Consider the following 12,936-nt stretch of genomic DNA (forward strand, 5'->3'; position numbering starts at 1 on the left):
GTGCTCTTGCGCGCGTAGGGTTTCCGCCGTGGCAATCACCGAGCGCGACGACGGCGTCAGCTACGTGCACACCGACCACAACCTGCCACCCGTCGCCATCGTCGACCGCTCCCCGATCACGGCCCGGCACCGGATCGTGTTCGCGGTCATCGCCGTGCTCGGGGCGATCGCCTGGGCGGTCATCGCGTTCGCCCGGGGTGAGCCGGTCAACGCGGTGTGGTTCGTCGTCGCGGCGATCTGCAGCTACCTGATCGGATTCCGGTTCTATGCCCGGCTGATCGAACGCAAGATCGTGCACCCGCGCGACGACCACGCCACGCCGGCCGAAATCCTGGACGACGGCGCCGATTACGTGCCGACCGACCGCCGGGTGCTGTTCGGCCACCACTTCGCCGCCATCGCCGGGGCCGGGCCGCTGGTCGGCCCGGTGCTGGCCGCCCAGATGGGCTACCTGCCGTGCACCATCTGGATCGTCGCCGGGGCGGTGTTCGCCGGGGCGGTGCAGGATTACCTGGTCTTGTGGATCTCCACCCGGCGGCGCGGGCGTTCGCTGGGCCAGATGGCCCGCGACGAGCTGGGCGCCACCGGCGGGCTGGCCGCGCTGCTCGGGGCGTTCGTCATCATGGTGATCATCATCGCGGTGCTGGCGCTGGTGGTGGTGCGGGGACTGGCCCAAAGCCCGTGGGGCGTGTTCTCCATCGTCATGACCATCCCCATTGCGGTGTTCATGGGCTGCTACCTGCGCTTCCTGCGGCCGGGCCGGGTGGCCGAGGTGTCGGTCCTCGGCTTCGCGCTGCTGCTGATCGCCGTGGCCACCGGCAGCTGGGTCGCCGAAACACCTTGGGGCGCATCGTGGTTGAGCCTATCGCCGGTGACGGTGTCGTGGTTGATCATCGGCTACGGCTTCGTGGCGTCGGTGCTGCCGGTGTGGCTGCTGCTGGCGCCGCGCGATTACCTGTCGACCTTCATGAAGGTCGGCGCCATCGCCTTGCTGGCGGTCGGCATCTGCATCGCGCGACCGGTCATGCAGGCGCCCGCGGTGTCGCACTTCGCCTCCCGCGGCGACGGGCCGGTGTTCTCCGGCGCGCTGTTCCCGTTCCTGTTCATCACCATCGCCTGCGGGGCGCTGTCCGGATTCCACGCGCTGATCTCGTCGGGGACGACGCCCAAGCTGCTGGAGAAGGAAAGCCAGATGCGGCTGATCGGCTACGGCGGCATGCTGACCGAGTCGTTCGTGGCCGTCATGGCGCTGATCAGCGCGGCCGTCCTCGACCAGCATCTCTACTTCACCCTCAACGCCCCGGCCGCGCAGACCGGCGGCACCGCGGCCACCGCCGCGCACTACGTCAACGGGCTCGGATTGCCCGGCGCCCCAACGACTGTCGACCAGCTGAACCGGGCCGCCGCCGCGGTCGGCGAGAAGTCCATCGTGTCGCGCACCGGCGGGGCGCCCACGCTGGCGGTCGGCATGGCCGAGGTGCTGTACCGGGTGTTCGGCGGCGCCGGGCTCAAGGCGTTCTGGTACCACTTCGCGATCATGTTCGAGGCGCTGTTCATCCTCACCGCCGTGGACGCCGGCACCCGGGTCGCGCGGTTCATGCTCTCCGACACCCTGGGCAACATCGGCGGCCCGCTGGCCCGGCTGCGCAACCCGAGTTGGCGGCCCGGTGTCTGGCTGTGCAGCCTCGCGGTGGCGGCGGGCTGGGGCGGCATCCTGCTGATGGGGGTGACCGACCCGCTGGGCGGCATCAACACGCTGTTCCCGCTGTTCGGCATCGCCAACCAGCTGCTGGCGGCGATCGCGCTGACCGTCATCACCGTGATCGTCGTCAAGAAGGGGCTGCTGAAGTGGGCGTGGATTCCCGGGGCGCCGCTGCTCTGGGATCTGGTGGTGACGCTGAGCGCGTCGTGGCAGAAGATCTTCTCCGCCGACCCCGCCGTCGGCTACTGGACCCAACACTTCCAATACCTGGCCGCGAAGAGCGCCGGCCGGACGTCGTTCGGGTCGGCCCGTAACGCGCATCAACTCGACCAGGTCATCCGCAACACCTTCATCCAGGGCAGCCTGTCCATCGCGTTCGCGGCGGCCGTGGTCGTCGTGGTGATCGCCGGGGTGCTGGCCGCGCTCGGCGCGATTCGCGGGCCGGCCAGCCGGCTGAGCCGGCCGCTGACCGAGGACGAGCCGGTGCCGTCGGCGTTGTTCGCGCCGTCGGGTCTGATCGCCACCGCCGCCGAGCGGGAGGTGCAACGGCGATGGGACGCGCCCGGCGGAAAGGTCGTGCCCAAGCCGGCGCCGCGGTCCTAAACTTGCGCGATGAGAGTCGGAATCGACTTCGGCACAACCCACACCGTCGTCGCCGCCGTCGACCGCGGCAACTATCCGGTCGTCTCCTTCGACGGCACAGACGCGTGGCCGTCGATCATCGCCGCCAACGCCGCCGGGGAGCTGCGCTACGGCGCGGACGCGGCCGCCGTGCGCCACGACCCGTCGTGGTCGGTGCTGCGCTCGTTCAAACGTCTGCTCAACGACGCCGGGCCGCAGACCCGGGTCAAGCTGGCCGGCCGTGACTACCGGCTGGCCGAACTGCTGACCGGCTTTCTGGCGCGGCTGAAAACCGATCTGCAGCAGCGCTCCAACGCCACCGTGGCCCCCGGGGAGCCCATCGAGGCCGCGATCAGCGTGCCGGCCAACGCCTCCAGCGCCCAGCGGCTGCTGACCCTGGACGCCTACGTGGCCGCCGGTTTCCACGTCGTCGCCCTGCTCAACGAGCCGTCCGCGGCGAGCCTGGAATACGCGCACCGGTACCGCTCCACCATCACCGCCAAACGGGAATACGTGCTCGTCTACGACCTCGGCGGCGGAACCTTCGACGCGTCGCTGCTGAAGATGACCGGGCACTCCAACGAGGTGGTGGTCAGCGAGGGCATCCAGCGGCTCGGCGGCGACGACTTCGACGGGGCGATCGTCGAGCTGGTGCGCGCCGGTGCGGACCTGCCCGGCCTCGACGCCGCCGGCCGCGCGCTGCTGGCCGAGGAATGCGCCGCCCGCAAGGAGGCCGTCGGGCCGCAGACCCGCCGCTTCCTGGTGGACCTGTCGCCGTTCGACCGGCCCCCGTTCTCCTGTCCGGTCGACGACGTGTACGCGGCGTGCGCCCCGCTGGTCGATCCGACGATGCGGCTGCTGGAGCGGGTGCTGCGCGACCCGAGCCGCGGCCGCGCGGACGTGGACTGGTCGGAGGTGGCCGGCATCTACGTGGTCGGCGGGGCCGGCGGCTTCCCGCTGGTGTCCCGGATGCTGCGCGCCCGGTTCGGGGACAAGCGGGTCAAGCGCTCACCGCACCCGTTCGCCGCGACCGCCATCGGGCTGGCGGTGTTCTTGGACAAGGAATCGGGTTTTGCGCTGTCCGAACGCTTTTCGCGGAATTTCGGGGTGTTCCGGGAGGCGGAGGCCGGCGCCGGGGTCGTGTTCGACCCGATCGTGTGCAAGGACGTGTCGCTGCCGGCCGACGGGCAGACCCCGCTGGTGGTCAAGCGGCGATACCGCGCCGCGCACAACATCGGGCACTTCCGGTTCGTGGAGTGCAGCCGGCTGGTCGACGGGCGACCCGACGGCGACATCACCCCGTATGACCCGGTGCTGTTTCCGTTCGACCCGGCGCTGCGCGACCGCGACGACCTGGGCCGCCAGCCGGTCGGCCGGTGGCGGGACGGACCCGACGTCGAGGAGCGCTACGTGATCGCGCCCAGCGGTGCGGTGGAGGTGACGTTGACGACGCAGCCGGCCGGCTTCGAACGCACCTTCCGGCTGGAGCGGTGCGCATCGGCGAGCTGAGCCGCGGCCGCTAGTTGCGGACCGCGGGCAGCACGGCCTGCTCCCAGGCCGCGAAGAACCCGTCCATGTCCGGGCCGATCTGCTGCACGTAGACCTCGTCGATGTCGGCGTCGATGTAGCGGCGCAACTGGGCGATGTGCCGATCGGGGTCGGGCCCGCAGGCGACGCTCTGGGCGACGGTGTCCGGTGGCACCAGCGGCATCAGCGCGGCGAAATCCTTGGGGCGGGGCAGGATTTGGGACGTCTGGCCGGGCAGCCCCTCGTTGCCCCACAGCCGGTGCGCGGTTTTCAGCGCGGCGTCGGCGTCGGCGTCCCAGCACACCTTGGTGCCGCCCTGCACCGGCTTGTCGCCGCCGCCGGCCTCCCGGAACTGTTTGACCAGCTCGCCGTCGGGCATGGAGATGCTGTATCCGTCGCCGATCCGGGCGGCCAGCCGCACCGCCTGCGGCCCGAACGCCGAGACGTAGATGGGCACCGGCTGCTCGGGCCGGGTGTAGATCCGGGCTTCCTGCACCTCGTAGTGCTTGCCGTGGTGGCTCACCTCGCCGCCCTGGTGCAGCTTGCGGATGACCTCGACGGCCTCCTCGAGCATCTGAAGCCGGACCCCGGCGGACGGCCAGGGATCGCCCAGGATGTGCTCGTTGAGGGCCTCGCCGCTGCCCACCCCCAGCACGAACCGGCCCTGCAGCTGCACGGCCGCGGTGGCCGCCGCCTGCGCGATGATCGCCGGGTGTATCCGGATGGTCGGGCAGGTGACGGCGGTGCTGACCGGCAGCGACGTCGCCTCGGAGAGCGCGCCGATCACCGACCACACGAACGGGCTCTGGCCCTGCTCGTCGTTCCAGGGATGGAAGTGGTCGGAGATCCACAGCGCCTCGAACCCGGCGTCCTGCGCCCGCTTGGCCTGGTCGACGAGTTCCTTCGGCCCGAACTGCTCGCAGGAAAGAAAGTATCCGATCTTGGTCATGGCGCCCCGGCTACCCGCTCGGCGGTCGCTTAAGCATTAGGCAGCACCCGCGAGAACAGGCCGGCCAATTCGGGAGAAGATAGTTCTCGATAACCGAGAGACGATTTACGATCGCTGGTGACCTGAGCGGTCCCTGACGATCGGAGTTCCCCATCGACGCCTGGATTCTCGACGCCGTCGACGACGTGATCGCCGGCGGCGGCATGGGCACCGCCATCATCGAGCGGGTGTGACGATGCCGAGCACGCTGGAGCTGGCCGCGCCGGGCGACGGGGTGCGGGTGCTGCGGCTGAATCGCCCGCACCGGCTCAATGCCATCGACGAGGCGATGCAGACCGAATTGCGGTTGGTGCTCGACGATTTGGCCGCCGACCACGCGGTACGCGCCGTGGTGCTGACCGGCGCCGGGCGGGGCTTCTGCGCGGGCATCGACATGCGTGACTTCGGGCCGTCGATGGTCGGGGCCGACGCGCCGGCGCTGGAGCGGATGCGGTTTCAGGAGCGGATGGCCGCCCTCGCGGAGGCGGTGTGGGCACTGCCGCAACCCGTCATCGCGGCGGTCAACGGCCCCTGCGTCGGCGCGGGACTGGCCCTGTGTCTGGCCGCCGACATCCGAATCTGCTCGGCGGCAGCGACTTTCGCCAACGCGGCCATCCTGCTCGGGCTGTCCGGCGCCGAGATGGGCATGAGCTATCACCTGCCCCGCATCGTCGGGACCGGCGTCGCCGCCGACTGGATGCTCACCGGCCGTACCGTGTCGGCCGCCGAAGCCGACCGGCGCGGGCTGGTGAGCGAGGTCGTCGAGCCGGACCGGCTGGTCGAGCGGGCGGTGGAGTTGGCGCGGCTCATCGCCGGGCACGCGCCGCTCGGCGCGCAGCTGACCAAGCGCGCCCTGCAGGTCAACACCGACGCCGCGAGCCTGGCGTCGGCGATGGAGCTGGAGAACCGCAACCAGGTGATCGCGCACGCAACCGACGAGGCGGCGGCGCGCCGGCAGAAGTGGTCGCGGTGAACCGCAACCCGGAGAGGACGGCAGATGTCGTGGGACTTTTCCACCGAACCCCAGTGGGCGCGGCAACTCGAATGGGTCGAGGACTTCGTGCGCGAGGAGTGCGAGCCGATCGACCTGATCGTCAAGGAATCTCACGACCTCGATGACCCGGTGCGCCAAGCGCTGATTCCGCCGCTGCAGAAGATCGTCAAGGAGCGCGGATTGTGGGCCACCCACCTGGGTCCGCACCTGGGCGGCCCGGGCTATGGGCAGGTGAAACTCGCGCTGCTCAACGAGATCCTGGGCCGCTCGGAATGCGCGCCGATCGTCTTCGGCTCCCAGGCACCCGATTCCGGCAACAGCGAGATCCTGGCGCACTACGGCACACCTGAACTCAAGGCCCGCTACCTCGAGCCGCTGCTGGACAACCGCATCGTGTCGTGCTTCTCGATGACCGAACCGCAGGGCGGGGCCGACCCGAAGGTGTTTCGCACCACCGCGGTGCCCGACGGCGACCACTGGGTGATCAACGGCGAGAAGTGGTTCTCGTCGTTCGCCTCGATGGCTTCGTTCATCATCGTGATGGCGATGACCGATCCGGAAGCGCCGCCGTATCAACGCTATTCGATGTTCGTCGTTCCCGGCGACACTCCCGGCATCACCGTGCTGCGCGACGTCGGGCTGGGCTATCAGCCCCTCGGCGGCGGCGGACGGGAAGGATACGTCCGCTACGAAAACGTCCGGGTGCCGGCCGATCACATGCTGGGCCCGCGCGGCGGCGCGTTCGTCGTCGCGCAAACCCGGCTGGGCGGCGGGCGGATTCACCACGCCATGCGCACCGTCGGCCTGGTGCGCCGGATCTTCGACATGATCTGCGAGCGGGCGGTGTCGCGCTACACCCAGGGCGAGGTGCTGGCGAACAAGCAGCTGGTGCAGGAGATGGTCGCCGACTCCTGGATGGAGATCGAGGCGTTTCGGCTGCTGACACTGCAAACCGCTTGGAAGATCGACCAATTCAACGACTACCGGGCGGTGCGGGCCGACATCTCGGCGGTGAAGGCGATGATGCAGAGGGTGCTGCACGACGTGTCGGCGCGGGCGCTGCAGCTGCACGGCTCGCTGGGGACCACGCACGAGATGCCGTTCGTGCAGTACCTGGTGGAGTCCTTCGTGCTCGGCCTGGCCGACGGCCCGACCGAGGTGCACAAGGTGACGCTGGCCCGGCTGCTGCTCAAAGACCGTGCGCCCGCGCCGGATCTGTTTCCCTCCGAGCATTTGCTGCGGCTGCGCGCGGCTGCGGAGGCGAAATTCGCCGACAAGCTGGCGGGAATTCCCCGTGGCTAGACGGCTTTGGTGACGCCGACGTAGGACAGCACCACATCGGATTCGTCGGTCACCCGGTTGAGCACCGCATAGGACCGGATGAAGGACTGGCCCACGCAGCCGTCGATCTTGACGTGGAAATTGCTGACCATGACCCACGGGTTGGGGCCGCGGAATTGCTTTTTGACCACCGGCACCACGATCACCAGACCGGGTTTGAGGCCCACGTTGAGCACGCCCGCGATCGGCGCCACGACCAGCGGCAGCACGTCCCCGGGCACCCCGGTCACCGGTCCGGTCACGCCCGGGGTGATGCCGGCGGTACCGCCGATCGTGACGCCGTCCGACGTGCTCATGTCGATGCCGCAGCCGATCTCGTAGCCCACCTCGAGCACGCCCTGCGGCTGGGTCGGTCCCGACAGGGAGCCGACGAAGATCCCGCTGGCCAGGTATTCGCGGGAGGACAGCGCGGTGGTCAGCGGCGCCACCGGGACCTGCTGCTCGTCGCGGGCGCCGAGTCCGAGCGTCCAGCCGTCGGGAGTCTTGAGGATTGCGGGCGGATTGGAGGGCAGCGCCCCCTCGGCGGCCGGCGCGGCTTCCGGAGGCGGCGGCGCGGCGTCGGGGTCGGCGCCCGTCGTGGGCGCCGTGGGCAGCGACAGCGCCAGGCAGACGGCGGCCACCAGGGCGCGACGAACGACCACGGCAATCGGCCTCACGGGCGACACCGTACGCACCGGGCAATTCCGGTACCGAAATTTGCTGGGCGCCCGGTCGAAGTCGTTGTGCGTTCGTGACTGTTATGCGATGTGCACGCAAATGTAGACTGGGATTTTCGATAAGCTTCCCAGGCCAACGATCCGGGCGGAAACCGAGGAGGCGGCGATGACGTTTCGCAGCTGCGGTCGCGGACTGCTCGCCGCGGCGGCGACGGCGATTGCCCTGGGGTGCGCCGCCGGGGCGGCGCATGCCGACCCCAACGTCGATCCGCGCCCGCAGCCGCCGGGGATCGACGACGTGTGGAGCCCGTTCCCGACCACCTGGACCAACCCGTCCAACGAGGGCCAGCCGGTGAACGACTCGGGCGACGTCGGGATGATCTGCGAAAATCTGCTGGTCCGCTGCCAGTAACACTCATCGGCGCCGAGCCAGCAGCGCCCCGGCGCGATCCAACAGCCTCGGCAAAGTCGTTGCCATGGACTCTAATTCGGCTCGCGGCGAGGATCGGCGCCGATTGTGCTTGACGATCAGCGACCAGGTGGCCGCCGACTTGAAACACGCCAGCGCGCTGAACCAATCCAGATCGCCGGCATCGCAACACAATTCGTGAAGGTAGAGGTCGGCGAGTTCGGCGGTCGAGGGAACCGCACCGTCCGGCGGCGTCACCCGCCGGTAGGTGTCCGGGTCGCAGTTGATCAGGAACCAGCCCACGTCGATGCGCGGGTCGCCGATCGACCAGATTTCCCAGTCGATGACCGCGTTGATCCGCGGGCCGTCGGCCAGCAGGTTGCCCAGCCGGAAGTCGCCGTGTACCACGGCGGGCGGCATCGCGCGCGGCGCGCAATCCAGCAGCGCGTCACGCACTTTCGGCCAGCCGGGGGCCAGCGCCCGGTCGACGGTCCCCAACGTGTCGGACCAGCGGTGGACTTCGGCCACCGGATCGGTGACCGGTTCGCCGCCCAACCCCAGTTCGGTCGGTGGGATGCGGTGCAGCGCGGCCATGGTCCGGCACGCGTTGCGGTACCGGTCGGCCAGGCCGGGCATGGCCGGCCAGCCGTCGAATAACGGTTCCCCACAGTCGCCTTCGACGCGCGACATCACGTACAGCGGCGGCGTGTACGGTGGCCGCCCGGCGTCCTCCCAGCACACCCGGGGAACCGGAACATCAGTCGGCGCAAGCGCTTTGATGATGCGGGCCTGACGCAGCACATCGCGGTGCCCAACCGGTGCGACACCCGGCGGAGCGACCTTGATCACCACCGGCCGGCCGTCGCGAATGCCGGCGAAGGTGAGGCCGGACGCGCCGCCGGACAGCGGGGTGAGGGCGGTGATGCCCGCGCCGGCCAGCCGGCCGCGCAGGACATCCAGGTCCGGCTCGGCGCTGCTCATGTGGCCGGCGGGCCGGTGCCGGGCCAGCCGACCTCGGCGAGGAAGGGTTGGGTGTGCGCGATGCGACCGGTCAACGTCTTCGGATCACCGGTGCACAACCGGAACACCGTCTCGGTGATCAGCGCGATGTCCTCGGTGTCGGTCTTGGCCAGATCGAGGGTGCCGGCGCCGGGCGTGGCGACGGGGTTGGACGGGGCGGCGGCGTTGACGGCGATCCCGTCGTCGTACAGTTCGGCCGCAAGGCTTTTCGTCAACCGGTTCAGGGCGGCCTTGGCCGTGCCGTAGATGCCGAAGCCGGCGGTCCGGTCGAATTCGGAGAACGGCGGGCCGGGCGGCAGGTCGCCGCCCACCGAGGTCAGGTTCACGATCCAGCCGCGGCCGCGCTCACGCATCGCGGGGATCGCCAGCTGGCACAGGTGCAGCGGCCCGAGCACGTGCATCTCCATCATCAGCCGGGCGCGCCGTTGCGGGAACCCGTCCAGCGGCCGCAGGAAGGTGACCGCGGCGTTGTTGACCAGGATGTCCGGCGCGCCGACTGTGTCGACCACCTCGGCGAACAACCGCTCGCGTTCGTCGGGTTGCGACAGGTCCGCCTGCACCGCAACGGCTTTCCCGCCGGCGGCCTGGATCTCGTCGCGGGTCTGGCGCAGCGACCCCTGATATTTCGGGTCGGGGTCCAGGGTGCGGGCGGTCAGCGCCACGGTGGCGCCGCGTTCGGCCAGCCGCGCGGCGATCGCCCTGCCCAGCCCCCGGCTGCTCCCGGTGACCAGCGCCACCATCCCGTCGCACCGCTGCCCGCTCATCGTCGTCCTCCTCGGTGACCGTCGGAAATGGCTTCTCCGCATCAGAGAATGCCATTATCGCCGGTGCGGGAAAAGCGGCTAGTCGTCGATCGCCGTCGCCGCCCAGGCCAGCAGCCGCCGCCACAGTCGATGCCGGCTCGAGGCCATGTTGTGGCAGTGCGCGCTGCCGGCCAGCACCACGATGGTGATGTCGGGGCTGCTGCGGTACAGGGCGGCCTCGGCGCGCGGATCCGGGGAGACGTCGACGACGCCGTACCCGAGCAGCACCGGGACGTCGATGCGCGCGGCGTGCTCGGCCACGATGCCGGGGATCATCGCCGTGCCGAACACCCGCGGCACCACCGACACCGCGGTGACCGCGTCCGCCGCGACGATGTCGGCGGGCACGTCGGCAAGGTGGAACCAGCCTTGCAGGTGCTCGCGCGGCCCCGCGAAATACGGCTGCGCCAGCGCGGCGAGGATCTCGGCGGCCAGCTCGGCGCGGCCCTGCGGGGTGGCCGCGCGGGCGCGGAATGCCGGGTCCAGGTTCAGCGGCGCGACGTGCTGGTTGGTGCACCCGAGCATCGCCATGGCGGCGTAACCGCCGAACAGCGCCTGCTGGGTGAGGGCGAGGTAGCCGCCCAGCGAATGCGCCACCGCCACCGCCGGCGCCTGCACGCCGGTGGTTCCGGGCAGCGCGCGCAGCGCACAGTCCAGCGCGGCGCCGATCTCGGTGAAACCGAAATCGGATGCCGGCTGCGAACTTTCGCCGGTGCCCAACGGATCGACCGTCAGCACGGCGTAGCCGTTGCCGGTGGCAAAGTCGGCGAAGCTGTAGCCGTCATGGCCGGCGATGTCGAGGTCCCAGTACTCGCGGCTGTAGGTGCCGCCCGGCAGGCAGACCAGCACCGCGGCCGCCGTGCCGCCGCGCGCCGGATAGTAGGTCGCCGCCAGCGACGCCCGCTCCCCGACCGCGCTGCTGACGTCGAAGCGGACCGGGTGCCCGGTAGCGGCCATAACCTGCGCTTCCTTTCCTGTCCTGTACACACATACCTGTACATGCGTGCGCGAGGAGGCGTCTTGACCTATCTGTTCTTGATCTGCGCGATTTTGGCCGAGGTGGTCGCGACCAGCCTGCTCAAGAGCACCCAAGGTTTCACCCGGCTGTGGCCCACCGTGATCTGTCTGCTCGGCTACGCCGTGTCCTTCGCGCTGCTGGCCGTGTCGATTTCGCGCGGCATGCAGACCGACGTCGCCTACGCGTTGTGGTCGGCCATCGGCACGGCGCTGATCGTGCTGATCGCCGTGCTGTTCCTTGGCTCGCCGATATCGGTGACCAAGGTCGTCGGTGTCGGGCTGATCATCGCCGGCGTGGTGACGCTGAACCTGACCGGGGCGCACTGACCGGGTCCGGCGCCGGGCCGAAGGTGCCGTCTCGAGTGGACGATTCGCCGGTGCGCCGCAAGGATCGACAGCACAACTCGTGGCAGGGAGGGAAGTGACATCACGATTCGCCGGCCTGGCGCTGGCGCCGGTGGCCATCGCGCTGGCCATGCTGTTCGCCCCGTTCGCCGGGGCCGACGGCTACACCGATCAGCTGGTGGCGAGGTTCGACAGCCAGACGCATGTGGTGGCCGACCCGGGGGCACGGCCACCGCTGCAGAACCCGGACGGGCTGAACCGGCAGATCCTGGCGGGCCCGTGGCGGTGGAGTTCCGGCCCGCCGATCTGGGTGGCGGCGGTGGCGCCCGCCCAGAGCGGGGTGACCACGGCCGATTCCATCCACGAGGCCATGCTGCGACGAGACGCCCAGTTCAGCGGGGTCATCCTGGTCATCGACTCCCGCGGCTACCACGTGCGGGCCTACCACGTGCCCAAGGTCGTCGCGGACAACGTCGACGAATTCATGAACCAGTCGGCGCAAGATCATCGCAACGATCCGTACGGCGCGGCCAGTGAATTCGTCGGCAAGCTGTCGGGCGTCAGCGTGCCCACCCGCGCACCGGTGTCCACCTCCCCGCTGGTGCAACACCAGCGCGACGACTGGGCCTGGCTGAAGGCGGCGTTCGTCATTGCCGGGATCGCGTTGGCGACGGCCGGCCTGATCTGGTTCGCGGTGAGTCGAAATCGCAAGCACCGCAAGGACATCGAGAACCGCGAGCAGATCAAGCAGGAGCTGATCACCGCCGCGTCGAACGTCGGCGACCTCGACAACGAAGTGCTCACCGACGGCAACACCGATGTGAGCGCCGAGTCGCTGAAGGCCAATGCCAGCCTGCACGACGCCCGAAAAGCCTACGAGAAGGGCGATTACGGCGCGGCCCGCGCCCACCTGCGGGTGGTGGAGTCCACGGTGGCCAAGGCCAACCGCAAACTGCACCCGGGGCAGCGCGAACCCGAAGGGGCCGCGGCGGATTCGTCTGTGCCCGCGCCGGAGCGCAAGCAGGCCAGCGTGCGCACCACCGACCCCGAGACCGGTCAGACGGTGACGATCAGCAACGCCGACTACCGCACCACCGCGCAGCCCGGCTACCCGCACTACTTCGGCGGCGGCTACCACAACGGGATCTTCTTCCAGCCCGGCTTTTACCCGTACCCGTTCTGGGGCCCGGGCTGGGGTTGGGCGTTGGGCGACGTGCTGCTGATGGACGCGCTGCTGGACGACCATTGGGGCGGCGGATTCGAGCGCGGTTTCGAGGCCGGCCGCGACGCGGCCTTCGCGGACGCCGGCAGTCACAATGCTGCCGCCAACTACGAAGCCGCCAACTACGAAGCCGCTAACTATGACGGCGCTAACTACGACGGCGGCTATGACGCGGGCGGCGACATCGGCTTCGACGGCGGCTGGGACTCGGGAGCCGGGTGGGATTCGGGTGGCTCCGACTCCGGCGGCGATATCGGCTTTTGAGCTCTCCCGGCCCAGGCGTTAGGTTCC

The 12,936-nt window shown here is 69.9% G+C and carries 12 protein-coding genes; 7 read left to right on the forward strand and 5 right to left on the reverse strand.

From position 1 onward, the window contains the following. Positions 1–28: 28 nt before the first annotated feature. Positions 29–2,305 (forward strand): carbon starvation CstA family protein, encoded by a 2,277-nt coding sequence (locus H7I87_RS02400; RefSeq protein ID WP_011725766.1) that lies wholly within the window; start codon positions 29–31, stop codon positions 2,303–2,305. Between the two features lie 9 nt (positions 2,306–2,314). Next, positions 2,315–3,832 carry an Hsp70 family protein gene (locus H7I87_RS02405; protein WP_011725767.1) on the forward strand — a complete coding sequence of 506 codons (1,518 nt, stop codon included), beginning with the start codon at positions 2,315–2,317 and terminating at the stop codon, positions 3,830–3,832. 10 nt (positions 3,833–3,842) lie between these two features. On the opposite strand, the gene H7I87_RS02410 is transcribed toward H7I87_RS02405, so the two are convergent. Then, entirely contained in the window at positions 3,843–4,799 is a 957-nt protein-coding gene (locus H7I87_RS02410; RefSeq protein ID WP_003874915.1) for an LLM class F420-dependent oxidoreductase, read from the reverse strand. Positions 4,800–5,028: 229 nt separating this feature from the next. On the opposite strand from H7I87_RS02410, the gene H7I87_RS02415 reads away from it, so the two are divergent. Then, entirely contained in the window at positions 5,029–5,811 is a 783-nt protein-coding gene (locus H7I87_RS02415) for an enoyl-CoA hydratase/isomerase family protein (RefSeq protein WP_009978349.1), read from the forward strand. A 24-nt stretch (positions 5,812–5,835) separates the two neighbouring features. Continuing rightward, the gene (locus tag H7I87_RS02420; RefSeq protein WP_023861040.1) at positions 5,836–7,134 is read left to right on the forward strand and encodes an acyl-CoA dehydrogenase family protein; all 1,299 of its coding nucleotides are present in this window, start codon (positions 5,836–5,838) and stop codon (positions 7,132–7,134) included. Here the strand turns inward: H7I87_RS02420 and H7I87_RS02425 are convergent. Further along, the gene (locus H7I87_RS02425; protein ID WP_003874912.1) at positions 7,131–7,814 is read right to left on the reverse strand and encodes an MspA family porin; all 684 of its coding nucleotides are present in this window, start codon (positions 7,812–7,814) and stop codon (positions 7,131–7,133) included. The genes H7I87_RS02420 and H7I87_RS02425 overlap by 4 nt on opposite strands. Positions 7,815–7,995: 181 nt before the next feature. Between H7I87_RS02425 and H7I87_RS02430 the strand changes: the two genes are divergently transcribed. Beyond that, complete coding sequence (locus tag H7I87_RS02430) at positions 7,996–8,241, forward strand: hypothetical protein (protein ID WP_003874911.1); 246 nt, start codon at positions 7,996–7,998, stop codon at positions 8,239–8,241. A 3-nt stretch (positions 8,242–8,244) separates the two neighbouring features. On the opposite strand, the gene H7I87_RS02435 is transcribed toward H7I87_RS02430, so the two are convergent. The 3 genes from H7I87_RS02435 to H7I87_RS02445 all read right to left on the reverse strand — a co-directional run bounded on the left by H7I87_RS02435 (position 8,245) and on the right by H7I87_RS02445 (position 11,018). Continuing rightward, on the reverse strand, positions 8,245–9,219 hold the full coding sequence (locus H7I87_RS02435; RefSeq protein WP_023861039.1) for a phosphotransferase family protein: 975 nt from the start codon (positions 9,217–9,219) through the stop codon (positions 8,245–8,247). Next, the gene (locus H7I87_RS02440; protein ID WP_023861038.1) at positions 9,216–10,022 is read right to left on the reverse strand and encodes an SDR family NAD(P)-dependent oxidoreductase; all 807 of its coding nucleotides are present in this window, start codon (positions 10,020–10,022) and stop codon (positions 9,216–9,218) included. Before H7I87_RS02440 ends, H7I87_RS02435 begins: the two co-directional genes overlap by 4 nt. 78 nt (positions 10,023–10,100) lie before the next feature. Then, positions 10,101–11,018: an alpha/beta hydrolase gene (locus H7I87_RS02445; protein WP_023861037.1), complete on the reverse strand. Its 918-nt coding sequence runs from the start codon at positions 11,016–11,018 to the stop codon at positions 10,101–10,103. A 63-nt stretch (positions 11,019–11,081) separates the two neighbouring features. On the opposite strand from H7I87_RS02445, the gene H7I87_RS02450 reads away from it, so the two are divergent. Together H7I87_RS02450 and H7I87_RS02455 are read left to right on the forward strand one after the other, a co-directional pair. Then, on the forward strand, positions 11,082–11,405 hold the full coding sequence (locus H7I87_RS02450; RefSeq protein ID WP_003874907.1) for a DMT family transporter: 324 nt from the start codon (positions 11,082–11,084) through the stop codon (positions 11,403–11,405). Between the two features lie 94 nt (positions 11,406–11,499). Next, the gene (locus H7I87_RS02455; RefSeq protein ID WP_031347692.1) at positions 11,500–12,909 is read left to right on the forward strand and encodes a hypothetical protein; all 1,410 of its coding nucleotides are present in this window, start codon (positions 11,500–11,502) and stop codon (positions 12,907–12,909) included. Positions 12,910–12,936 lie beyond the last annotated feature (27 nt).

Origin of the sequence: Mycobacterium timonense (assembly GCF_025821985.1) — a bacterium.
Lineage (GTDB): Bacteria > Actinomycetota > Actinomycetes > Mycobacteriales > Mycobacteriaceae > Mycobacterium > Mycobacterium avium.

Bases quoted from the DNA above. Each gene is read 5' to 3' on its own strand.
- H7I87_RS02405 (WP_011725767.1), top strand. From the start codon at position 2,315: ATGAGAGTCGGAATCGACTTCGGCACAACCCACACCGTCGTCGCCGCC.
- H7I87_RS02410 (WP_003874915.1), bottom strand. From the start codon at position 4,799: ATGACCAAGATCGGATACTTTCTTTCCTGCGAGCAGTTCGGGCCGAAG.
- H7I87_RS02420 (WP_023861040.1), top strand. From the start codon at position 5,836: ATGTCGTGGGACTTTTCCACCGAACCCCAGTGGGCGCGGCAACTCGAA.
- H7I87_RS02430 (WP_003874911.1), top strand. From the start codon at position 7,996: ATGACGTTTCGCAGCTGCGGTCGCGGACTGCTCGCCGCGGCGGCGACG.
- H7I87_RS02435 (WP_023861039.1), bottom strand. From the start codon at position 9,219: ATGAGCAGCGCCGAGCCGGACCTGGATGTCCTGCGCGGCCGGCTGGCC.
- H7I87_RS02440 (WP_023861038.1), bottom strand. From the start codon at position 10,022: ATGAGCGGGCAGCGGTGCGACGGGATGGTGGCGCTGGTCACCGGGAGC.
- H7I87_RS02445 (WP_023861037.1), bottom strand. From the start codon at position 11,018: ATGGCCGCTACCGGGCACCCGGTCCGCTTCGACGTCAGCAGCGCGGTC.